Source organism: Flectobacillus sp., from assembly GCF_049240685.1.
Lineage (GTDB): Bacteria > Bacteroidota > Bacteroidia > Cytophagales > Spirosomataceae > Flectobacillus.
The window spans coordinates 26255-48300 of record NZ_JBMLSD010000308.1 but is presented as its reverse complement, the minus strand read 5'-3'; the positions used below and the strand labels follow the sequence as shown (position 1 = coordinate 48300).

Here is a 22046-nt window from a genome sequence, read left to right as displayed (position 1 = left end):
TTATTATACCGATTGCAGAAATACTGATTGGATTTTTTATGTAAATGATACTTGTCAACTAATACAGAAATAAAATGATAAAATGTGATAAATGTAATAAGCTAGTACCATACGTGAGCCGTACGGTTGCGATTGGTAAGACTAATAGAGTTTGGGCTTGCCAAAAATGTATCAAAAAGCATTATCCCAAAATGTATAAAGAAGATAAGGTAGTAGAAGAAATTGCAGAAATCATAAACTCAATAGACAAATGACAGCTCAAATTATTACAATGGAAGTCATTACAGCAAGGCTAAAAAATGATATCCACGAACACCAAAAAGGTGAAACAGTTAGGCTATTACCATTTTGCGGTAAGTTGATTTTGGAGGATGATTTAAGCAAGAAAAATAAAAGAATTGTACCATACCAACAAATAGATATTGTACAATAAAGATACCCCGTAGGATATCGTCGCAATGCTGAGGAGCAACGACGTAACGTAACGGGTGCGTAAGCGGGAGCAAGGAATGAAGTTCTGTACGTCGCACACTCAGAAGGAAAAATAAGGCGGCACTTTTCACTAAACTATTAAAACGATGGCAAAGGACATAAATTCAAAATCGGTACTCAAAGAAGATTATGAGTATTTGAAATCCCTTCATAACGCTGTTTGTGGTGCAATTGCAAAACATAATAATACGAGTGTTGAGCCAAACCAAGAACTACTAAAAAAGCAAGCACACGTAGAAAGAATCATGATGAGAATGAAAAATATCATTGAGTTTGGAGTGCATGACAAAGAGTTAATCCCACTGATAAAACCTATTGAATCCCCTACTCTATTCAGCTAACCAAAACAGGGAAATTCGGTTTCCGAACCCTCCCTAGATAAATATAGAAACATCTTTCAGAAACTGAGATTTTTTACCCACAAACCATATATGAATACCAGCTCCGATATTATCAAAAAGCAAAGCAAATTTGGCTTCACTGTTCGTAATAAAAGTTTTGAGAATAAGAAAATCAAACAAGCTATTGACCAGTACCTTTTAGGCTTTGGCGTAGAACTTCCAGACGATAAAGCAACCTTTGAGAAAATGCGTTCTACAATTTTCGATTATGATGCTTATGGCGACGCCTTAGAGTCAAAGTTGATAGAAATCGTAAAGTTTAGATATGCTATCCAAAACACTAAAGGTTATTACGCACTATTCGAAAACAAAGGTCAAAACGTTTTGCAGCCGCTGGCATTCTGGTATTCTAAGCACAGACTTTGCGCCTTGTGGAATTGGAGAAAAAGCCAAATCATTAGAAAACGTTACAAAGACTTTTTGGAAGATGCACGCGATACGTCGGGTAACAAATTGATTAATCACTACCAGCCTATCCACATGGTTTTGACAGTTCCACACCAAGGCGGTCTTTTTCGTTCGAAAAGATTCTACGTGAAAGAATTAATTGAGGCGTTCCGTGACATGAGAAAGAACCCTTTATTTTCTCAATATGTATATGCTGGTGAATATGGTGTAGAAGTAAAGAAATCAAAATCGAACGGACTACATATTCACATACATAGTTTTTTGCTACAATATCCAGAATACACAGTAGACCAAACCAGAGAGGTAATTGAAACACTTTGGCGCAATCAGGTCGATAACTATACCGATTATTCAGGTATCCACTACGAAACTCTTTACACCATCGAAAAGAATGATGCTGGCAAAACTGAGAAAAATTACATAAGCCCAAAAAGTTCAAGTATCGACCATTATTTGTCTGGTGTAATGGAATGTATCAAATATCATTTTAAACCTGACTGTTTGGAGAAAATCGACGGAGGTTATGATATAGAACTCATTGAGGATATTTTGAATAACACAAAAGGAAAAAGATTGTATAGCCGTTTTGGAAAATTCTACAACGTTACGGAGTTGAATTTTAATAACATCGAAAAAGAGGAAGACGATATAGTATTAGAAGAAAACGAGTTGACCGAACAACCAGAACTAAATACTACAGTAGAAGGCGTACAAGAAAGAGTAGTAAATCCATTTACCGAAAAACTTGCCAGCCGTACAGAATACAAAATCTGTATTTCGAACCCTCTTAGTTTGAAGTATAGAGAAAAGGACTCAAAACGAGCTTTACAAGCGTATGTCATCACTAAAAAGGTACTTCTTATTGCACCCGATGAATTGACCCTAAAACAAGTAATTAGGCTCGATTTGATGGGATTATCAATCACGGAAATATCGTTCCGTATGATGGTAGATTATAAATGGCAGGAAGGACTCAAAAAGGCAACCAACAAAAACACTATAGCCAAAAAGGCAAAACAGCAATTAGAGGAAATAGAACAGTTTCCAGAGGTTTACAATTTTAAAGATTTACCAATAGATTCATCATTTAACGAAGTTCCATTTTAACCCCAAATCCAATATCATGCAAAAGCAAACACTTAACGCAAAATTCGTATCGGCAACTCCAGTTCAATTAATCGGTGAAAAGAACACAAAAGTAAGAACCATTACCGTAGACATTACCGAAAACCCACAGTATCCCAACTGTCCAGTATTTCAATTAATCGGTGACCGTTGTGCTTTTGGTGACCAGTTAAGGACGGGCGATGAAATCAAATTAGAGTATGTGATTGAGGCAAGAAATTATACAAAGGATGGAGAAAACAGAACAATCACAAATCTAAATGTATTGAATATTTTCCGTACTGCTTTGACTTCACTAAGCTTGCCAAATCAGACGCAACCAGAACCAGAAGAAATATTTTAAACATGGATAAATATTTAGGCTATTTAATGGCAAGTACGGTTGTTATATTTTTTACGCCATTGTTTCTCATTGTAGCAGTGTGGAATGTTTTCACAAAGGACATTCCAACAGTCTGGAAAAACGCAACGGACAAACTCGATGGACGATAGAAAAGAATTTACGACTATCATGCTACGGGGTCTTGAATATAATCAAGACCTCGTAAATACGATAAACAAGGTCATGAATGACTTTGGAATCAAGACGGGACAGAATGCGATATTTGAGATTATTAGACAGTATGAGATACTAAAATATCAAAACGAAAATCTCAAAGAGCAATTAAGTAATAGAGAATCAAAAATTAGACAAATACAGAGAGATTTATCAAATCACACTGATACGCTCAATAAAATTAAAGAAGTGTTTCAGTATGTAAATGAAATGTAAAAGGGTACGCTTTAAAATAGCGTACCCTTTTTTGTTAGTAGGTATCCCAAATATCATTTTCTGGATAATGCCAATCCTTAAAAAAAGATTGATTGTAGTAGTTTACATTTGTGTATTTGGAATAACCTTTATGCTTTTTCAAAAAAATATTGATAATAGATTTACTGTTTTTCCTTTTCATGATATTTAAGTTTTGTTAACAATATTTTGTGTCGACAGCTCGGATATCTACACGATCAGGCAAACCAAGGAATAATTTTGTTAACAAATTAAAAAGCCTGGCGTTTGGCTGCCTGTTATTTTGTTAACAAAAAATATTAATTCAATTGTAACCTTTTACAAGTACCAGCTTCAAAAGTAATTGATGTATTCCAAGTTTTTCCAGTTTGGCTTCTAGCAGTTAAAGTGTAAGTGCCTTGTTCTCTTGTAAGGTTCACAAATCCAGCAGTTCCACAATCAGGAGTATTACTACTAATTTGATATTTAGAAATATCACCAGCATTTATACCATTGATATAAACAGTAATATATCCATCACTTGGTAATCTTGTAAAAATTAAATAGTTACCAGTTGTAGGTAAATTAGTAACTGTAATGCTTTGCGTTTTACTATTTTGACCTGATTTGCCTTTGGCGTTTAATGTAACATAATAAGTGCCATTTTTAGGAAAAACAATAGTTGGGTTTTGATTATAGATTCTATTACCCATACCATCATCCCATTCAACAGAAGTTGCATTAATTGAGTTGTTTGTAAAATTGTAAGCTCCTTTTAAATACCAATCAGGAACATAGCTAAAATCAGCAATTACGGGTTCGTCTTTTTCGCATCCAAATATAATTACAGCGAATAGTAATAATAGAGTAGTGTACTTTTTCATTTGAATTTTAGGTTTTTTAAAAGAAAATCAAAGGTTAATTAAATAGTAATAAGAACAAAATAAATTTTATTGAGCGGTAAATTAAGTAATATTTAGGATGATTTTAGATAAAAAATAATCATTGAATGAAGAAATATTAAACAATTAGAAAATATTCAGAAGTATTTGAGAAATTTTTAAGAATCGTTTTAGACATATTTTAAACAAAAAAAACAGCTCAATTAAGCTGTTTTAGTGTTAGTATTGTATCATTTGTTTGATTTCTGAATCAGATTTTAATGGATACATATCTTTGTAAATTAGAAAAACATCTACATCTCTAAATTTTTGGCGTCCTTTCCTAAATCCAACTTTCTGTTTGACTTCCTGAGAAATCAAAAATTCAAGCTCTTTACCTAAGCCTCCAATAGAACTCATTATATCAGTCTTCGAAAAAAATACTTTTTGGCGTTTTATCCTACTATTTTTCATAACAATACCCTCATTTTTAGATATATAAATTTACTAAAAATATGGCTGTTTTTAGTCATTTTATGTACAAAATACGTCCAATTATAGTCAAAATATGTCAAACTATGTACAAGTTTGGATTAGCTTATTTTTAATAGTAGTAAGTTTGAAACATCAAAATAGCAGGAACAAAACCATTACAGCAATGAATAAAAAAACAGTATTCTTTTTCGTTGGTGGTGGCATTTTACTATGGATTGCATATTTCTTTTATAGACGAATTTTGGCGGTGCAAAGGCTTCAAATCAATGTTGATTTACCTAGCGAGTTTAGAAAGGAAAACGGCTTTATAGTCTTTACACAAAGGCTTATGGTAAACAATGCCAGCACGGTAGATTTAGACATTTCTACGGTAAACCTTGACGTTTATTCGGCTGGATATTTTGTAGGTAAAGCAAGCTTGCCACAATCTCAAACAATTGCTGCTAACGGAACCAGTGTAATAGTTGCCAAAGTGACCTGTAGCATAACCGATATTTTGCAAGCTGTAGGATATACAATCAGTGATTTGATTTCAAAAAACAAATTGAAACTATCCTTTCAAGGTACTGTAGGAGCTTATGGTTTTACCGCACCAGTCAATCAAACAACATCACTAGAAATCCCACAGTGGATTTTAAAACTATTTTAGATATGGCATGGACACCCGACGCAACCGATTTGTTTTTTAGCAAGGTGTATGATACAGAGCAAAAAACAGGATTAAGCGGTGAACAAATCTATTACTCTTTGTTAGATAATGGATTTGATTTTAACAATGCTTTTCTGGAAGAAGCTCAAAAACTTGCAGATTATGACAATAGTCTAACCACAGACCAAAAGTATCAAATCAAAGCTACTTACGACAGTGCAAAAGCAACAGGTAATACCAAGCTTGCTAAAATCATGGATGAGGTTTTTAAGTATGGTAAAACAGCATTGGATATACTTGTAAGCACGGGAATTATTAAAACTGCTTCAAGAATTTCACCTGATACGGTTGATGTAGATGCTTATGACCAAAATGTAGCATTATCAAAACAAGCAGTTGCAAATAAGTCAACAGCAAGCACCAACACCCCACCAAGCAACTCTACTTATTTTGGTATTGATTTTTCAAGTCCTATTGTTTGGCTAATTATAATCGGGATTGTGGTTTTGATTTTTGCGTTCAATTCATCCAGCAAACCACAACAAGTTTACATCCCACAACCAGCAAGGAAGTAAAAACACAATTTTTATAAGTAACATTCACTCTCAAAATAATAAAAAATTATGGCTTTTAAGTTCGTAAAAAACGTTGGGTATGCCAGTAATGGACTCATCGTATATCTTAACGAAGACAACGCAGGCGCAAAGTGGTTGGGTATGTTTTCAACAGAATCAGCGTCACGTAACGTGCGTTACATTCAAAAATCAATCTTAATCGCAAGTACCGTAACCGTTACCGAACCAGTAGACAAGCCAACGTTGAAAAAATACGCAGGTGTAAAAATCCTTGGTGGTATGGTGGTAATTGACATCTACTTGGATAAAACGCTCGACATCAACACGCTTGTTGAAGCACCTGACGGGCGTGCGATGGACTGGGAGGCGTACAGAGGCGTAGAAAACTATTTCAGCAACGTACCCCGTAACTTGCCAGAAACTCATTCAACGGAGGAATTAGGCTCAATCAACCCTACTACTTATCCGTACACAGCAGCAACAACAACAGGCACGGGAACAGGTACAGGAATTACCATAGTTCCATCTGTAAGCAAGTCAGCAGTTGAAAACGTAGCAGGTCAAACCACAGCAAGTTTGTCGGGTATTGTGACCAATTCGGCACCATCGGGTGCATCGCTCGAATGGCACACCAGCATGATTCCAACGGCTTCAAACAAAGTAGCTGATGCAGGTTCAGTAGGTGCGGGTACTTACTATCCGTTTTTCTTCGATGGCACCAACTATTCACCAGCGGGTACAGGCGTAACCGTTACGATCACGGCAACATCATTCTTTTCTAATCCATTGACTTGGATTCAAGAAAACCCTCTGCTATTCGCGGGTATTGTTTTGGTTGCCTTGTTGCTAATCAATTACGTTGTATTGCCTGCACTAGGAATGCAACAATGGTTTGGTGGCGGTGAGCAAATGAAGCGTAAAGGCAAGTCATTGAAAAGACTCCGTAGCTAGGTAAGTATCTCTCAAAATAAATAGTCATTGATTCAAGGTTTTAAGGGCTTGACTAGGACAAGCCCTTACCACAAACAAAATTTTACATCACTATGGCAAAGCTCAAAAAATTACCAAAACGCCCTAAACAATCTGCAAGCCTTGAAGCATGGAAGAAATGGGAAGGCAAGTGTAATGAAGTCAAAAAAATGAATGATTGTATCTTGAAAGCAGAAGCAGAAAAGAAGAAAATTCAATCAAAAGATTTCAAGGCAACCTCAAAAAAGAAATAGTCATAGCCCCGTAGTCAGGGGCTAAACTTCAAATCAAAATGGAAAAGATACCAGTCACCGAAGTTGTAAAATGGTTTAAAATCAATAGCCGTCCAGACTGGGATATTTTGAAAGGAAAGGACGCTTTATTCGGGTACGATGAAAAGAATGATTTAGACGAAAGTCTGGCAAAGCTTGAAGAAGTTTTGGACGAACTACCATCTGGTGAGTACAAGATACGAGCAAGAAAGTTTAAAGCCCCAAATTCAGCGTATAAACAGATTGATTTTACTGTTTCAAGTCAAAACATACAACCAGCAAAGAAAATGGCTACAGAGGCAGAAATTAAAGAAAGAATAGCCTTAGAGGTAGAAAACGCTAGAAAGACTATGCTTATTGAATTTCTTCAAAAGGACATAGATTCTTTAAAAGAGAAAGTAAAGGATTTAGAAAAGCGTTTTAACGAGTTGCTCGACGTAGTAGAAGAGTTACACGATGGCGATACTTCGAACGATTCAAAGGCAAAAAACACACTTGGCAATTTGATTAAAGAAGGTGCTGACATGGCTAAAAATGGTCAAGGTATCGTAAACCTATTCAAAAAATCAAGCTAGTAAAAAGTACCAGTAAAATTCAATTACAAACACTCAACTAAAATTTAACTAATACCATGGAAAAGTTTCAATTAGCAGTACAAGAGTTTGCACAAAAATTACAGGAAGCGGCAACTATTCAAGGCGAATTTTACGACGAAACAGCAATCGAAGTAATCAATAACCTAGGTAATTTGTTCGCCAAAAGTCCAAACGTTCTAGTGACTTTTAGTAATAAGGAACTGACGGAATTTATCGGCGAATATGCCAGCCGTGACGATGTGTTCTTTGAAGATGGTAGTTACAACTTCAAATCTGTAATTAACCACATTGGAGAGAAAACAGGAAAAGACCTGTCATTTTTAGCTCCCATAATCGAAAAGATGGGAAAAGGTGAAAAGGTTGGATTTGGTGATTTAATGTCTTTACAAGGGCTTTTTAGCCTTTAAAATATTCGATTATGCCACAAGTATATTTAGTAGCAATATTGTTAATCCTAGGGGCTGTAAAAGACCTTTGGAACTCAATCAATATCGGTGAGGATACGAAACGATATATACGCTATGCGATTTTAGCGTTTGGCCTGTACAAGTTGTTCAAACTTATTCAGACTGAAACCAACAAAAAGAAAGCTTTGGCCGACGTGTCGGGCGGGCTGGCCGTTGAGTTACACAACGCAGTATATGCGCAAGCGGTTGACCTCTGGGGATACCATCTAGGCAATGCCGATGAAGATGCGATAATGCAAATTGCTACTAGAATATTTGATATTAGCACAGTTAGTTCATTCTACAAAAATCTGTACAGTGCTGACCTATTTGCAGATTTGGAAAAGGTTCTAAGCGGAACAGAGTATCAGAAGTTCAACCAGATTGTACAGCAAAACGCCATCATTGCAAAGAATAACCCACAGGTACTAGAAAACCAGAACGGTACAGATAATACGAGTATACCAACTAAAAAAGTGATTAATTGGAAGGCTGGCGACGCTGTTTACTTAGACCCTAACCTAACCACTAAATTAAACGTAAGAGACCCCGATAACACAGGTACAGTACTCTATATGGCTTACATGAGTGATACATACTTAGGTGTTTCAGGTAGTGGGTATGTGGGAGATTTTATAGGCTTCAAAAACTTCTATATCAATGGAATTAATTACAGAGGCGCAATTGTAGATATTCCTTGGAGCAAACAGAATTTTAGCTTTGGGCAAAATGGTTTAGTGGCAATTGATTTCTGCAAAAAAGGATGAAAAACGTAATTATAATTTTTGTGATAGTATTTGTGTTATTGCTGGTTTTTCCTACCAGCACCGTAACAGCAGGAACATACAAAACCCTAACATTAGGAGTCAAAAACAAAAACCCGCTAAACATCAAAAAAGGCGGTACGAGCGACTGGCTGGGAACTGTAGGTTATGATTCACAAGGTCACGCAATATTTTCAAGTTTTGTGTACGGAATTAGAGCAGCCATTAAGGACATCAAAGGAAAGATTGGTCGTGGAATAGATACCATACAAGAACTAATCTACGTGTGGGCAATGGGAAACAGAGAGCCGTACATTACATACCTAGTCAATCAAACAGGTTATTCCAGAAACCAAAAATTAGAGTTTAATAAATCAATGATTCATAAGCTAGTTGTAGCAATGGGTCAATTTGAATCCACATACACAATTAGTGTCTCAGAGTTCAATTCTGCATGGTTGCTAGTTGTATAAACTAAATACACCATGAGACTAATTTGCTTACTTCTACTTATTTCAGTCAGTTCATTTTGTGCAGATTTCAATATTTCTTTTCCTCACACAATCAGAGTAGAAGGAGAAACATTTACAAGGATTCATCTCGACAAAGGAGGTGCCACAAAATACGGAATTACAATTCTTACTTATACCTATTGGTGCAATGGTAAGAAAATTACAGTGGTAGTTTGTGATAAAGATGGAGACGGCAAAATTACAGCAAAAGACCTCAACCGTGTGACGCTGGAAGATGTGAAGCCAATTTACAAAATCAACTATTGGGATGTTGCACTAGCTGACCAAATCAATAATCAAGCAGTGGCAGAAATGATAGTAGATTTCTTTATCAATTCGGGTGCTAGTGGGCGAAACATAAGACTTATACAAAAATTGCTAAACGTTAAACAAGATGGTCATTTTGGCCCGGTAACAATCAAAGCAATCAACAAGCAAGACCCCCAAAAGCTATTCAAAAAGCTTTATGACTTTAGGATTAAATTTTACACTCAAATAGTCAAAAATAACCCGTCTCAACGAAAGTTTTTAAAGGGTTGGAAAAATAGGTTAATCACTCTCAAAACAATGTACACAAATGAAAAACTTCTTTAGATTATTATTCTTTTGCCTTATTGCTACTGTAGGGCTAACAGCATTCCATCTCAAAGCCGACGTCACCAAAAACCTTTTACCAGCACAACAAAACAGCGCAGTAATGGTATTGGAACAGGTAGACCAAGTGACAGGCGTAACACAAGAAATTATCCGATTGGATACCGCACAAAATGCACAGTGTGATACCTGCTACTCAAATTACATTTCTGCTATCCGTGAAAATCGGGAAATGTCTCAAAAGTTGAGCGATAAGAATTTAGAGCTTTATGATAAATACCAGAAAGCTGTTCAACTTGAAAAAAGTGTAGATTCATTAAATACGGTGCTGGAAACTCAAAAAAAAAGAATAGTCGATACTTTAAAGCGAATAGCGAAGAGAGGCAACAAATCGGCTTAATCCTGTACGATATTTTAGAGTTTATATTGAAATTATTTGGAAAGGTTAAAAAATAGTTGAGGTGTGAAAATGGGGGTTTTTGACCCCTATTTTTTTAAAAGTCAATACGGATATGGATTTAATACAGAGCTATCAAAATCAAGGTTTCTTACAACAAAGAAATGAAAGTGGTAAAGCAATTTACACTTTGGAAAAGCCTGTAAAGATAATTTTGAGTAACGGGGTTTTGGAAGCAGTAAAAAAAAGGTATCCCAAAAACTCGGAAATCGGTGGGGTTATTTGGGTCAAACCACTAAGCCAAAAAGTACTTATTTCGGAGGATATTACATTCTTTCGAAATGTACAAAATGACCCTAGTAAATATTCACCACATCCAGACGATTATCGTACAACATTGGCAGAAATTGAAAAGTCTGGTTATCTCCCTATCCTATTCCATACGCACCCAACACAACTAGGTTTAAGTAGCTACGATGGTAAACGAGTAAGGTTTTATCTAACCAGCAGTTTGCAGGATCAAGATTCAAGCTTTTATCCTGTATCCTTTTCTGGAAAATCGCTAGTGATGCCTCAAGCAATTTTTGTAGCAGATGAAAGATTTACAAATGGAATTGGAGTTGCCTTGTACAATGGCTATTTATTCCCGTTGTCGCTGGCAAAGTTAACCAGTGGCGAAATTTGGAGTATTGCAATATCGGTTTTATTGCTGTTTTGGGTTGGTACAAAATACGTCCGTGCAAGTCAGTTTATCATTGCCAGTCTAATTTTTGTCATCGGAGCATACGAGTATTTTAGACCGAAGTATTCAGAGGTAAGTGGAAATATTGAAATCAAAGTAATCTAATGGCAGTAAGAACTTATACATACACATTCAACGGTGTTCCTTATACTTTGACAATGGACATTGGAGACCCTGAAGGAAATGACATAATTAATTTTGGAGAGATTGGGGACAAAGCGAATGTACCTCTATCAAACGAAAAGATTAATATTGATGATTTATGGGAAAAGAATTTTCCTGTTTACACCAAAACAGCTTTTGGCTTTTCAGGAGGTTCAACATTTACAAATTTGGACTGGGAGGCACTAGAGTTGATTGACATTACAGGCAAAATCTTTACACTCGAAATCACTGATCCAAATTACGCTTTTAAAAGAAAAGCCTATGATATGCAATGGAATGATAAATTCCTTGCAATGCTTTTAAGAGAGGCTTATGATTTAGACAGAGAGTATAAAAGATATGTTGCAACCTACGGTGGAAATTCAAGTCTTGCCAATGACATGAGAAAGACGTTAGGTATTGTAAGTTCTGTAAGTTCCGTAGTTGTACCTCTTTTGGCTCAGCAAGCAGTAAGTACAGCCTTGGCAGGTGGTGCAAGTGCAGCGGTTGCAAGTGCAGCAGGTACGGCGGTTACGGCTAGTTTCACGGCTGTTTTTTCTACTATTATGCCAATTCTAAGTTTTGCAATTGTAGGTCTATCAATGATAGAACAAAGCTATGCAGAAGAAGGAAAGAAAAAGCTGGAAGAGTACATAACGCAAAAAAGGCAATACATAGAGGATGCAATGGAGGCACTAAAAGCAAAAATCCAAAGTGATAAAAGTGCAGACTACAGCAATATTTACATACCTCAAATAGACGAAAAGGAACTACAAAAGATAATCGACCAGATAGCCAATACACCAGTATCAAGTTATTACTCAGCACCTACAAACAAAACGGTTTACTGGATAGCCTTGGCGGTGGTTCTATTTTTAATTTTCGTACTGATTAAAAGAAGGAGACAAAGACAATGAAAAGACTAACATTTTTCCTTACAATAATCTTAGTAGGGTATTTGGTTTATGATTACTTCAAAAAGAAAATCGCAACCAAATCAACTACTAGCAACCAGCCAGAAACAATCATTATTTACAACGTGGTGAATGAAGACTTGCTAAAAATAGCAGAACAGGCAAACAAACGAATTATCGACTTAGAGAGCCAATTAGAGGTTTCACTATATGCAGATTCTAGCGTAAACTATGGTCAACTTGTTTGCATAAACAACGGGCATTGTACAGTTTATGACCCAATGAATCCAGACCTAAATGATTTGCCTATTGGATTTTCAAAACAATACGGTTATCAAGGCGCACAAGTTAAGATTCAGATTTCGGGTGTATTTAGTGGATTAAGTGGGCTTGAATTGAATACTAAATATTATGCTTTTCAAAATGGTACAATTACCAAGGTTGCGCCAACATCGGGAATGCTTAGAAGTGTAGGTTATACAAATGAGTTAGGGAGTTTGATTATTGATTTTGGACAAAAAACAGAGCTATGAGTAACAGATTATTGACAATAGAGAACGGAAAACAAAAGGCTGGTATTCCTGTTAATCAAATTTTCAAGTTAATGACTGTAGAAGAACTACGTTCATTTTCTTCAAACATCGAGCAGAATGAGGCAATTTTTGTTCCTGAACTCGCAACCTATCTATACCCTAGTGTTGTGCCACAAGAAGACGATGGATATACTTGCATAGTTACTGAAAGTGGACAAAGCCTAGTTAGACAGGATTTCGAGATACGCCCCGAAATTTTCGGAGCTAAGGGAGATGGTGAAACTGATGATACTCTGGCTATTAATAGAGCTATTAATTTCGTTTATAGCAAATATGGTAAAGGCGCTGTCAAGTTCAGACCTGTTAAGTATAATGTTGAATACATTCAAATTCGCTCAGGGGTGAATTTGATTGGCTCAGATATGTATCCGAACTCTGCAAGTACTTCAGAATCTGGAACTATCATCTCTTGTATTAGTGAAGAGTTCCTAGAAAATATGGTTTCTTTTATACCTGATAATACTTTTCAGGTTCAGTTAGGAGAAAAAACGAATCTTGCAAAATCACAACCTAGAAGTTTACTGAGTAACATTCAATTTCAAGGAGATGGACGAGTTAAACATGTAGCTACTATATCTGAATCATGGGGGTTTGCGCTTTACAGATGTAAGTTTCACGAAGCAATTAGTTATTCTCTAAAGGTTTTTGACTGTAACAATTTTTATATTTCTAAATGCGAAATAAGAAACTTTCTATTCACGTCAAATGCTGATTATAATGTAGATGGTAATGAGATTTCTGGAACGTCTTCATTGGCTGCTTTAGTGATTGACCGTAGTGCTTATGGGATAATTACACAAAATAAAATCTATTTTTCTCCTGCCTTTTCAACTGCTCGAAACTTCGAAGTATCAAATATTAATGGAGAACTTATAGAATTTGTTAATCAAATTAATTTGCTAACAAATGACCCTAAATATTTTATTTCAGGTAGTGCAAATGGTTTTTTAGTTGACAATCAAACAGGATTTACCCTGAAGGGAGTCAATAAAAATAGTTCTCGTGTTGTAACAACTAGAGGGGTATTATCCCTTTTTTCTGAATATAATCTAAGAGGAACTTTGCTATTGGATGCAACAAGTACAAGTGATTCCAGAGTAGTAAGATTAACATGTGGTAACGAGACTCAGACGTATGCAACTTATACTATTTATAAGGGTATCCCTTTTGATATAAACCTAAATTTCTTTTTTAATCCAGCAGGTTATAAAAAAACGGGGCCTTTAAAATTGATTTTTGAATCAGTAGCAAATATTGTTACCGATGATTTTACGGTATCAAATCTTGTGATTCGGGGGAATTTAGACAAAGAATTAGATGAAACACCTGTAATTGTTGATTATCTGTCAAATTCATTATCAATTGAAAATATCAATAAATTACCACATAGTGAGCCATATTACATCAAATTCATTGATTCCACTCATTTTAAACTAGCTAAAACGCCATACGATTTTGCCAATAACATTTTTATAAATTTTGGAAATATTACTCCTGTAGGGCTAAAGGTCAGTGTACCAAGTGCGGTTGTTGCGATGTTGGGAAAACAAAGTGCTGACAATGTTTTTTCTGTTAATAAAATTGAGGATGTAGAGTCTACTGGGATTTTGATTGTGGGTGCTTATAACAATTCAATTACAGCTAACAAAATATCTAAAAGCAATTTTGTAGATGGGTGTACACTTGTTAATGTTACAAAAGGCGCAACCAAAAACCTTATTGATGCTAATATTATCAATAGAAGATTTGAAGTCTCTGCATTAGATAAAACTTCAAAATCAATTGTCTTTGATAAATATTCTGGTAAAAACACTGTAGGGGTCAATAAGATAGGAGATTCACTAGAAATTGATATTCAAGATAACTTTGAAGGTACAAGTGATTGTCAAAATCAGTATGCCAATGTTGTACTTGAAAATGCGTTTATCTATAGAAAGAAGCCTATTAGTGAAAGTAGAAGTCCAAAAGGATTTGTATTTCCGAAAGGTGTTTCTTGTGAAGTAAAATCAAGTAGTCCTCTCATCACTCAAGACGAATGGACAGTATTCTTTGAAGGTCTTTATTTTGACGATAACGATGGAGATACAGTATTGTTTAAACAAGATGGAGGTGGTAGTAATGGACGAATCAACATAAAAAGATTTGGTTCTAGTAACAGTATTATTGTTACCGTGAATACAACAGTAGTTGTTGTCTCAAGTGTTAACACAATTGTGAATAAAAGGACTTACGATGTATTGGTGTGTAAAGATATTGCTGGATTTTACAGTATTTATATTGATGGAGAATTGGTTCAGAGAACACAAGAGATAGCTTTGCCTACTCCTGTATCGGCAGGAGTGTATAGCTATTTAGGGACTACAAATGCTTCAAAATGGAGTATAGAAAGGTTTAGATGTTTTAATGATTGCCTGACAGAAAAAGAAATTTATACTCTGTTTTGTGGGAAGCTATTAGAAAAAAACGTAAGCCAGAATACAAAATTATTAGATTCTATATCAGGTACGAATATCTTTTCAAGTCAAAACAATGCTATTGCAGTTACTCAAGCAACAGGTGGAGTGCTAAATGATGATTGTATCAAAATTGATTATGGACAAAATAATAAGTTACCACTCAATCTTAGTATCAATGAATCTGCAAGGCTAACATTTTACGCTAAATCTGACATGGCAGACCTAGCCGTAATTTTTCATGGAGATATTACTTATTGTCAACCAATTGGAACACAGTACAAAAAGTATGTTATCTACCTTGAAAAAAACGGTAGATTAATTACAGCAAAAGCCCCAACATTACAATTTGCAAAACAGACGGTAGGTGATTTTGGAGGGAATTTTAGTAGTGATATGGCAGGAGTTGCATATTTAGATACATTAAAGATTTTCAAGGGTATTCCTTGTGTTGCTGATTTAGACTTTACAACTCTTTCTACTAATCCAACAACCATTAAAAATAAGGTTTATACACCAACAAATGGTTTATTAGAAAGTCTTCAAATGTATTATTGTGTTTTAGAAAAGGCATTTGTTACAACTTTTAACGCCGATGGAGTAAATACTATTTTTAGTGTTCCTCACGGATTAGGGTACACTCCAAGTGTAATTACAGGTAATCCACAATCTACCTCTGCTATGGGTATTTATTGTTGTTATGCCGATGCAACAAATTTGTATCTAAAGTACCAAACAGCACCCACAGCAGGAACATTATATTTTTCATTTCGAACTACTAAATAAATCAAACCATGAATACAATATTTGAGATCTCAAAGAATCCAAAAGCTCAAGGTTACGATAGAAAAATTCATTTAATAGGGCCTTTTATTGATTTTTCTAAGAAAGAAATTAGTTGTCACGCTACTCTAAAGCACTATGAAAATGGTGAAGTTTCGGAGAACTATATCAATTCAAGACATATTAACATGTTTACCTCAAATGAAAAGTATGTTGATGTGCAAGGAAATCGAGTAGAACCAGATGAAAATGGTGTGTATCCTGAGGGGTCAATTCCTGAATTTGAATTTCTGTATAATTTTGGGAAAGAACAGTATGGCGTTTCGGTTGGTGACATGATGTTACAACTAATAGGTTTTATGATTCAGAGAAATGACCAAGATGGGAATTTCAACGATTTGACAGTATTTCCAAGCTAATCTAAAAACCCCCTGTACAGATTTTTGTACAGGGGGTTTTTGTTAACAAAAAAGAAGGCAGCCAAATGCCAGGCGTTTGAAATTGTTAACAAAATTTTCACTGCAGCTCACTGCTCAGCGCGATATCCACAAACCAAGGACGCAATTTTGTTAACAAATCAATTTTGGCACGACCCTTGCACCCGACACGCCAACGTAAAAAAACCTAATCAAACCAAGTGTGCCGTTGCCCTAAAAACTGATTTGGGCAAAATCCTAGCATAGTATCTTTGCGTAGTTCTAATATCCTTATGCCCCAAAATAACCTGCACGACTTCCAGCGGGACACCTTCGTTTAGTAACCACATTCCCGCCGTCTTTCTTCCAATCTTTGTTGTTAGTGGAAATCTCAAACCTAACCAACTACCAAACACTTTTAAGGTCTTATTGAATAAGGCATTTGTAACCTGTGGTAAATTCATGTCATACTTTTCTAGTATTCTTTTTGCCTCTGGGAAAAGAGGTAGGATTCTAGCATTTTCGTTTTTGCCTCTATTCCAATAAATTCTTTTCTGCTTAAAGTCAACATCCGTGTTGGGGTCAAAGTCTTTAAAATCGCAATAGTCAAAACCCGTAAAACAGATAAAAATAAATAGGTCTCTTATTTCATCCATTGTCCCATCCAAATCATATTCACAAAGTTTCCTAGTCTGGTGTTCTTCCAGAAAGTTAAAATCCTGTTTGGAGTCTCTTTTCAGATTTGAGGTATCAATTGTACCAGTGATTAGATTTTTCTTTTTTGCCCAAACCATAGCAGATTCAAAATACTTTACGGTTCTAACAGCATGGTTGTTTTTAGATTTTCGATTTGTAATTACAAAATTGTACAAATCAATAGAGCATGATTCTTTTAGTTCGGTTTTTGAATTGAAGCATTCTTTGATGTGGTTGTAAGTACTTTTCCATTTTTTTACTGTACCATCTGCAAGATTTTTTGGGAGTACAACTTCTTTGAGATACAAAGAAAAAATTTCGTGAAGGGTTGGGGGATTGTCTCTTTTGCAATAAAGGTTTTTGATTTCGGCGGCTGACAATTCAGGATTTCTCACAATTAGTAGTTTCACATCTTCGTAGATATTTTCAAGGTGTTCATTATCTACGACGTAGTTGCGGTTTTTTTTTGTAATAAATCTTTGTTTCTGTTTGTCAAAGTGGTTAGGTAAAACACTTAGACCAGTAAAAAAGTCAGAAGCTTTTGAGTTGATTTTAATTCGGCAATAGATAGGCGTGCCGTTAATTGTGTGGTTTTGGTGTCTCAACCAAAAGTTAATTGAGTACATAATTCTTTTTTTGCATTGTAGAAACGTTATTTAGTGAACTAGAAAAATAATAATTTATGGCGAAATTAGTACACTGTTTAGTACATCGAAATAAACGTTTGACAGTTAGGGAGTTAGGAAGGGAAATAAAAAGTACAGAGACGAGAGAAATAAAAAAAACCGCCATTGCTGACGGTTTTCGATTAATCTTTGTAAATCCTTGAAAATTAGATTTTTGTAACGTGGACCAGCATGGGCTCGAACCATGGACCCCCTGATTATGAGTCAGGTGCTCTAACCAGCTGAGCTACAAGTCCCTACAAAGTTGCATGTTCTGCTTTTTTGTAATGATGCAAAATTAGTGAAATACTCATAATATTGCAAGACCTTATTTCAAGAATTAACCAATTTATCTCCTACTTTTGTAACATAAAAGTGATAATTCAGTCATTTTCAATGGCTAAGATTCTGAGATTTTTTTTAATTAATTCTCTTCAAGCTTAAAATTATATGAACAAACGCAAAATTGTAAATGATCCCGTTTATGGTTTTATTAATATAACTTCACCACTTATTTTTGACCTAATCGAGCACCCTTTTTATCAACGGCTTAGACGTATCAAACAATTAGGTACCGCCGACTATGTATATCCAGGTGCACTTCACACCCGTTTTCATCATGCTTTGGGTGCTATGCACTTGATGCAGGAGGCACTCAATGCCATTCGCTATAAAGGACACGAAATATCGGATGAGGAGTTTGAGGCCGCACAAATCGCAATTTTATTGCACGATATTGGGCACGGCCCCTTTTCTCATGTGCTCGAACATACCATCCTCAATCAGGTGCCACACGAGGAAATTTCATTACTACTGATGCATGAGCTAAATCGCCAATTTGCTGGTGACTTAAATCTGGCGGTTGAAATTTTTCAAGATACTTATCCTAGAAGATTCTTCCATCAGCTAATCTCTAGTCAATTGGATGTAGACCGAATGGACTATTTGAATAGAGATAGTTTTTTTACGGGCGTTCGGGAAGGATTTATCGGAGCCGACAGAATACTGAAGATGCTCGATGTAGTAGATAATGAATTGGTAGTTGAACAAAAAGGGATTTACTCTATCGAAAATTTTCTGACCGCAAGACGATTAATGTATTGGCAGGTTTATCTTCACAAAACTTGCATTTGTGCCGAAACTATGCTCATCCAAATCATTAGAAGAGCAAAAGAGCTAATTAAGTCGGGTGAAGAAGTTTTTGTGACTCCTGCATTTGGTATTTTCTTGAAGGAGTCTATCTCGCTGTATGATTTTAAATCAAATCCGAAGTATATCGAGGCTTTTACTCAAATGGATGATACAGATGTATGGGGCTGTATAAAAGTTTGGGCCACGCATCCCGACAAACTTCTCTCGAATATCAGCCAAATGCTTTTAAATAGAAAATTATTCAAAATCATTCTACGAGACGAGCCAATTTCTGAATCATTTCTTGAAAAAATTCAAATCGATTTATTAAGCCAAGAAAATGTGAATCAAGAAGACCTCCCCTATTTGATGGTACAAGGGCATATTACAAATGCAGCATACCTTTCTGAAAAACAAAGTATTAATATTTTAACAAAAGACAAAGAAGTAAAGGATATTGCCGAGGCATCAGACTTGCCCACCATTAAAGCCTTGAGTAACATCGTCAAAAAATATTATATATGTTGGGCAAAGAATGTATATTTGCAAACTAAATAGTCCAAAACCATTAATGCAATAATTAGGTTTCCTTAATTTTAATTTAAAAACCCAAAGCATTGGTAAACGACTTACCACTCATAATCGATTACATGGAATTTACCGTTGAACAAATTGCTTTTATGCTAAATGGCGAAATAAAGGGAGATAAATCCCTCAAAATAAGCCAATTAGCAAAGATAGAAGAAGGCACAGAAGGAACAATCTCATTTTTAGCGAACCTCAAATACGAACAGTATCTATACACTACTAAGGCTACAGCTGTAATAGTAGATAGAGCTTTTGAGCCTAAAAAAGACTATTCCACTACCCTAATCTTAGTTGATAGTGCCTACTCGGCCTTTACAACGCTTCTTCAAGAATACCAAAAGCTGGTAGCTGGTAGTAAAAAAGGAGTAGAACAACCTTGTTTTATATCCGAAAACTCAACGCTAGGTAACAATCATTATATTGGTGCGTTTGCCTATATTGGCAATAATGTAAGGCTTGGCGACAATGTAAAGATTTATCCTCATGCTTATGTAGGTGATAACGTGAAAATTGGTGATAATACAACCCTGTATGCTGGTGTCAAAATCTATGAGGGTTGTGTGATTGGTTCACATTGCACTGTGCATGCCAACGCTGTAATCGGAGCGGATGGATTTGGTTTTGCTCCTCAAAGCGATGGTACCTACCAAACTATTCCTCAGTTAGGAAATGTGGTGCTCGAAGATTACGTGAGTATCGGAGCCAATACCTGCATCGATAGAGCCACAATGGGCAGTACTGTAGTAAAACAAGGTGCTAAAATTGATAATTTGGTACAAGTAGCACATAATGTGGAAGTTGGTAAAAATACAGTCATAGCAGCACAAACAGGTATATCAGGCTCTAGTAAGGTGGGTGAAAATTGTATGATTGGAGGTCAGGTAGGCATAGCAGGACATCTTCAAATTGCCAATAAAACCATTATTACAGCTCAAAGTGGTATCTCCAAAACTCTTAAAAAGGAAGGACTAGTTTTGAGTGGTTCGCCAGCAATAGAAAATTCAGAAAATCTTCGTTCTCAAGTATTGTATCGTAAGCTTCCAAGTATAGATTTACGCTTAAGAGAGGTAGAAAACAAATTGAAATAACATTTTGAGTTTATCCTAAACTCCCAAATGAGCATTAGGCTCAACCATTTAGAGAAATGAACAATAAACAACACACTATCAAAAAGTCTGTTACGCTGTCAGGTGTTGGCTTGCACACTGGCGTTGTATCTACAATGACTTTTTTACCAGCTCCACCCAATCATGGCTATAAGTTCCAAAGAATCGATTTGCCTGGTCAACCAATTGCTGATGCAGATGTAGACCATGTTGTTGATATTTCTAGAGGTACAACAATCGAACACAATGGCGCACGTATCAATACTGTTGAACATGTATTGGCAGCAATGGTAGGTTGTCAGGTAGATAACGTATTGATTCAACTAGATGGCCCCGAACCTCCTATTATGGATGGTAGCTCTATTAAATTTGTGGAGGCTATCTTGGACGCAGGCCTTGAAGAACAAGACGCTCATCGTAAGTTCTTTGAATTAACCGAAGAGGTAAGATACAAAGACCTAGAAAGAGGTGTTGAATTGGCAGCACTTCCACACTCTGACTATCGTTTGACTGTGATGGTGGATTACAACTCTAAATTCTTGAGTAGCCAACATGCCAACTTGACCCACATAAGCCAATTTAATGAAGATTTTGCAAGATGTCGTACATTCTGCTTTGTCCATGAGTTAGAAGCCTTGTACAAAGCTGGTCTTATCAAAGGTGGAGATTTATCAAATGCTGTTGTAATTGCCGATCGTGATTATTCGGAGGAAGAATTAGAACACCTAGCGATGGTTTTGGGCAAACCCAAAGTAAGCGTATCTAAAGAAATCGGTGTTTTGAATAATGTTAGTCTACATTACAAAAACGAAATGGCTCGTCATAAGCTTTTGGATATGGTTGGAGATTTGGCCTTGGTTGGGCGTCCTATCAAAGCTCAAATTTTGGCAGCCCGTCCGGGTCATGCAGCAAATGTTGCCTTGGCCAAAAAAATCAAGAAATTGATGTTGGAGGCTGACAAAAATCAAGTACCAAAATACGACCCGAAGCAAACGCCAATTTTTACTCACGAGCGTATATATCAACTACTTCCACACCGTTATCCATTCCAAATGGTTGATAAAATCATGTACTTGGACGACGAAAGCGTAGTAGGAATCAAGCAGGTGACCATGAATGAAAACTACTTCATGGGTCATTTTCCAAATAACCCCGTAATGCCTGGGGTGATGCAAGTAGAAGCAATGGCACAAACAGGAGGTATCCTCGTACTTAGCTCGGTCCCAGACCCTGAAAACTACTGGCCTTATCTCGTAGCCATCGAAAATTGCCGTTTCCGCAAAAATGTAACGCCAGGTGATACCGTAATCTTTAAATGTACGCTATCTTCTCCTATTCGTAGAGGTATCGCCAAAATGCACGGTACTGCTTATGTTGCTGGGCAAGTCGTTTGCGAAGCAGATATGACAGCCAGCTTGGTTAGAAAGAGCTAGTATTTATCAACGCAATTAGCAATTGAGAATTTATCTT

General features: G+C 36.0%; 27 protein-coding genes and 1 tRNA gene. 22 read left to right on the top strand and 6 right to left on the bottom strand.

Annotation, left to right across the window (positions count from 1 at the left end; genetic code table 11):
• The first annotated feature begins 250 nt into the window (after positions 1 to 250).
• The 5 genes from ACOVQ4_RS14080 to ACOVQ4_RS14060 all read left to right on the top strand — a co-directional run bounded on the left by ACOVQ4_RS14080 (position 251) and on the right by ACOVQ4_RS14060 (position 3198).
• The gene (locus ACOVQ4_RS14080) at positions 251 to 433 is read left to right on the top strand and encodes a hypothetical protein (RefSeq protein WP_421821264.1); all 183 of its coding nucleotides are present in this window, start codon (positions 251 to 253) and stop codon (positions 431 to 433) included.
• Between the two features lie 145 nt (positions 434 to 578).
• The gene (locus ACOVQ4_RS14075; protein WP_421821263.1) at positions 579 to 833 is read left to right on the top strand and encodes a hypothetical protein; all 255 of its coding nucleotides are present in this window, start codon (positions 579 to 581) and stop codon (positions 831 to 833) included.
• A gap of 90 nt (positions 834 to 923) precedes the next feature.
• Positions 924 to 2408 (top strand): protein rep, encoded by a 1485-nt coding sequence (locus ACOVQ4_RS14070; RefSeq protein WP_421821262.1) that lies wholly within the window; start codon positions 924 to 926, stop codon positions 2406 to 2408.
• Between the two features lie 16 nt (positions 2409 to 2424).
• Complete coding sequence (locus ACOVQ4_RS14065; protein ID WP_421821261.1) at positions 2425 to 2769, top strand: DUF3127 domain-containing protein; 345 nt, start codon at positions 2425 to 2427, stop codon at positions 2767 to 2769.
• Between the two features lie 84 nt (positions 2770 to 2853).
• Complete coding sequence (locus tag ACOVQ4_RS14060; RefSeq protein ID WP_421821260.1) at positions 2854 to 3198, top strand: hypothetical protein; 345 nt, start codon at positions 2854 to 2856, stop codon at positions 3196 to 3198.
• Positions 3199 to 3232: 34 nt separating this feature from the next.
• Here the strand turns inward: ACOVQ4_RS14060 and ACOVQ4_RS14055 are convergent, their stop codons facing one another.
• From ACOVQ4_RS14055 to ACOVQ4_RS14045, 3 genes are all read right to left on the bottom strand, one after another.
• Complete coding sequence (locus tag ACOVQ4_RS14055; RefSeq protein WP_421821259.1) at positions 3233 to 3379, bottom strand: hypothetical protein; 147 nt, start codon at positions 3377 to 3379, stop codon at positions 3233 to 3235.
• A gap of 136 nt (positions 3380 to 3515) precedes the next feature.
• Positions 3516 to 4079, bottom strand: coding sequence for a PKD domain-containing protein (locus ACOVQ4_RS14050; protein ID WP_421821258.1), 564 nt, complete (start codon positions 4077 to 4079; stop codon positions 3516 to 3518).
• Between the two features lie 237 nt (positions 4080 to 4316).
• Complete coding sequence (locus tag ACOVQ4_RS14045; RefSeq protein ID WP_421821257.1) at positions 4317 to 4550, bottom strand: hypothetical protein; 234 nt, start codon at positions 4548 to 4550, stop codon at positions 4317 to 4319.
• A gap of 184 nt (positions 4551 to 4734) precedes the next feature.
• On the opposite strand from ACOVQ4_RS14045, the gene ACOVQ4_RS14040 reads away from it, so the two are divergent.
• The 4 genes from ACOVQ4_RS14040 (at position 4735) to ACOVQ4_RS14025 (ending at position 7018) form a co-directional block, all read left to right on the top strand.
• A complete protein-coding gene (locus ACOVQ4_RS14040) occupies positions 4735 to 5220 on the top strand; it encodes an LEA type 2 family protein (RefSeq protein WP_421821256.1) in 486 nt (161 codons plus the stop codon).
• Positions 5221 to 5222: 2 nt separating this feature from the next.
• A complete protein-coding gene (locus tag ACOVQ4_RS14035; RefSeq protein WP_421821255.1) occupies positions 5223 to 5795 on the top strand; it encodes a hypothetical protein in 573 nt (190 codons plus the stop codon).
• Between the two features lie 48 nt (positions 5796 to 5843).
• Positions 5844 to 6746, top strand: coding sequence for a hypothetical protein (locus ACOVQ4_RS14030; RefSeq protein ID WP_421821254.1), 903 nt, complete (start codon positions 5844 to 5846; stop codon positions 6744 to 6746).
• 92 nt (positions 6747 to 6838) lie between these two features.
• Entirely contained in the window at positions 6839 to 7018 is a 180-nt protein-coding gene (locus ACOVQ4_RS14025; RefSeq protein WP_421821253.1) for a hypothetical protein, read from the top strand.
• 14 nt (positions 7019 to 7032) lie between these two features.
• Here the strand turns inward: ACOVQ4_RS14025 and ACOVQ4_RS14020 are convergent, their stop codons facing one another.
• Positions 7033 to 7104 (bottom strand): hypothetical protein, encoded by a 72-nt coding sequence (locus tag ACOVQ4_RS14020; protein ID WP_421821266.1) that lies wholly within the window; start codon positions 7102 to 7104, stop codon positions 7033 to 7035.
• A gap of 563 nt (positions 7105 to 7667) precedes the next feature.
• On the opposite strand from ACOVQ4_RS14020, the gene ACOVQ4_RS14015 reads away from it, so the two are divergent.
• From ACOVQ4_RS14015 to ACOVQ4_RS13970, 10 genes are all read left to right on the top strand, one after another.
• Positions 7668 to 8039 carry a hypothetical protein gene (locus tag ACOVQ4_RS14015; RefSeq protein WP_421821252.1) on the top strand — a complete coding sequence of 124 codons (372 nt, stop codon included), beginning with the start codon at positions 7668 to 7670 and terminating at the stop codon, positions 8037 to 8039.
• Positions 8040 to 8050: 11 nt separating this feature from the next.
• Positions 8051 to 8845, top strand: coding sequence for a hypothetical protein (locus ACOVQ4_RS14010; RefSeq protein ID WP_421821251.1), 795 nt, complete (start codon positions 8051 to 8053; stop codon positions 8843 to 8845).
• Positions 8842 to 9315 carry a hypothetical protein gene (locus tag ACOVQ4_RS14005; protein WP_421821250.1) on the top strand — a complete coding sequence of 158 codons (474 nt, stop codon included), beginning with the start codon at positions 8842 to 8844 and terminating at the stop codon, positions 9313 to 9315. Before ACOVQ4_RS14010 ends, ACOVQ4_RS14005 begins: the two co-directional genes overlap by 4 nt.
• 12 nt (positions 9316 to 9327) lie before the next feature.
• The gene (locus ACOVQ4_RS14000) at positions 9328 to 9948 is read left to right on the top strand and encodes a glycoside hydrolase family 108 protein (protein WP_421821249.1); all 621 of its coding nucleotides are present in this window, start codon (positions 9328 to 9330) and stop codon (positions 9946 to 9948) included.
• Positions 9932 to 10348 carry a hypothetical protein gene (locus ACOVQ4_RS13995; protein ID WP_421821248.1) on the top strand — a complete coding sequence of 139 codons (417 nt, stop codon included), beginning with the start codon at positions 9932 to 9934 and terminating at the stop codon, positions 10346 to 10348. Before ACOVQ4_RS14000 ends, ACOVQ4_RS13995 begins: the two co-directional genes overlap by 17 nt.
• A gap of 112 nt (positions 10349 to 10460) precedes the next feature.
• Positions 10461 to 11192 (top strand): hypothetical protein, encoded by a 732-nt coding sequence (locus ACOVQ4_RS13990; protein ID WP_421821247.1) that lies wholly within the window; start codon positions 10461 to 10463, stop codon positions 11190 to 11192.
• On the top strand, positions 11192 to 12148 hold the full coding sequence (locus ACOVQ4_RS13985; protein WP_421821246.1) for a hypothetical protein: 957 nt from the start codon (positions 11192 to 11194) through the stop codon (positions 12146 to 12148). Before ACOVQ4_RS13990 ends, ACOVQ4_RS13985 begins: the two co-directional genes overlap by 1 nt.
• Positions 12145 to 12678, top strand: coding sequence for a hypothetical protein (locus tag ACOVQ4_RS13980; RefSeq protein ID WP_421821245.1), 534 nt, complete (start codon positions 12145 to 12147; stop codon positions 12676 to 12678). The genes ACOVQ4_RS13985 and ACOVQ4_RS13980 overlap by 4 nt, the downstream gene beginning before the upstream one ends.
• On the top strand, positions 12675 to 15977 hold the full coding sequence (locus tag ACOVQ4_RS13975; RefSeq protein WP_421821244.1) for a glycosyl hydrolase family 28-related protein: 3303 nt from the start codon (positions 12675 to 12677) through the stop codon (positions 15975 to 15977). Before ACOVQ4_RS13980 ends, ACOVQ4_RS13975 begins: the two co-directional genes overlap by 4 nt.
• 8 nt (positions 15978 to 15985) lie before the next feature.
• On the top strand, positions 15986 to 16393 hold the full coding sequence (locus ACOVQ4_RS13970) for a hypothetical protein (RefSeq protein WP_421821243.1): 408 nt from the start codon (positions 15986 to 15988) through the stop codon (positions 16391 to 16393).
• A gap of 209 nt (positions 16394 to 16602) precedes the next feature.
• Here ACOVQ4_RS13970 and ACOVQ4_RS13965 read toward each other — a convergent pair whose 3' ends face one another.
• Positions 16603 to 17712, bottom strand: coding sequence for a site-specific integrase (locus ACOVQ4_RS13965; protein ID WP_421821242.1), 1110 nt, complete (start codon positions 17710 to 17712; stop codon positions 16603 to 16605).
• A 222-nt stretch (positions 17713 to 17934) separates the two neighbouring features.
• A tRNA-Ile gene (locus ACOVQ4_RS13960) sits at positions 17935 to 18008 on the bottom strand.
• 193 nt (positions 18009 to 18201) lie between these two features.
• On the opposite strand from ACOVQ4_RS13960, the gene ACOVQ4_RS13955 reads away from it, so the two are divergent.
• From ACOVQ4_RS13955 to ACOVQ4_RS13945, 3 genes are all read left to right on the top strand, one after another.
• Positions 18202 to 19440 (top strand): HD domain-containing protein, encoded by a 1239-nt coding sequence (locus ACOVQ4_RS13955; protein ID WP_421821241.1) that lies wholly within the window; start codon positions 18202 to 18204, stop codon positions 19438 to 19440.
• A gap of 92 nt (positions 19441 to 19532) precedes the next feature.
• Positions 19533 to 20558, top strand: a complete 1026-nt coding sequence (gene lpxD, locus ACOVQ4_RS13950) for a UDP-3-O-(3-hydroxymyristoyl)glucosamine N-acyltransferase (RefSeq protein ID WP_421821240.1) — start codon at positions 19533 to 19535, stop codon at positions 20556 to 20558.
• A 56-nt stretch (positions 20559 to 20614) separates the two neighbouring features.
• Entirely contained in the window at positions 20615 to 22009 is a 1395-nt protein-coding gene (locus ACOVQ4_RS13945; RefSeq protein ID WP_421821239.1) for a bifunctional UDP-3-O-[3-hydroxymyristoyl] N-acetylglucosamine deacetylase/3-hydroxyacyl-ACP dehydratase, read from the top strand.
• Positions 22010 to 22046: the final 37 nt, after the last annotated feature.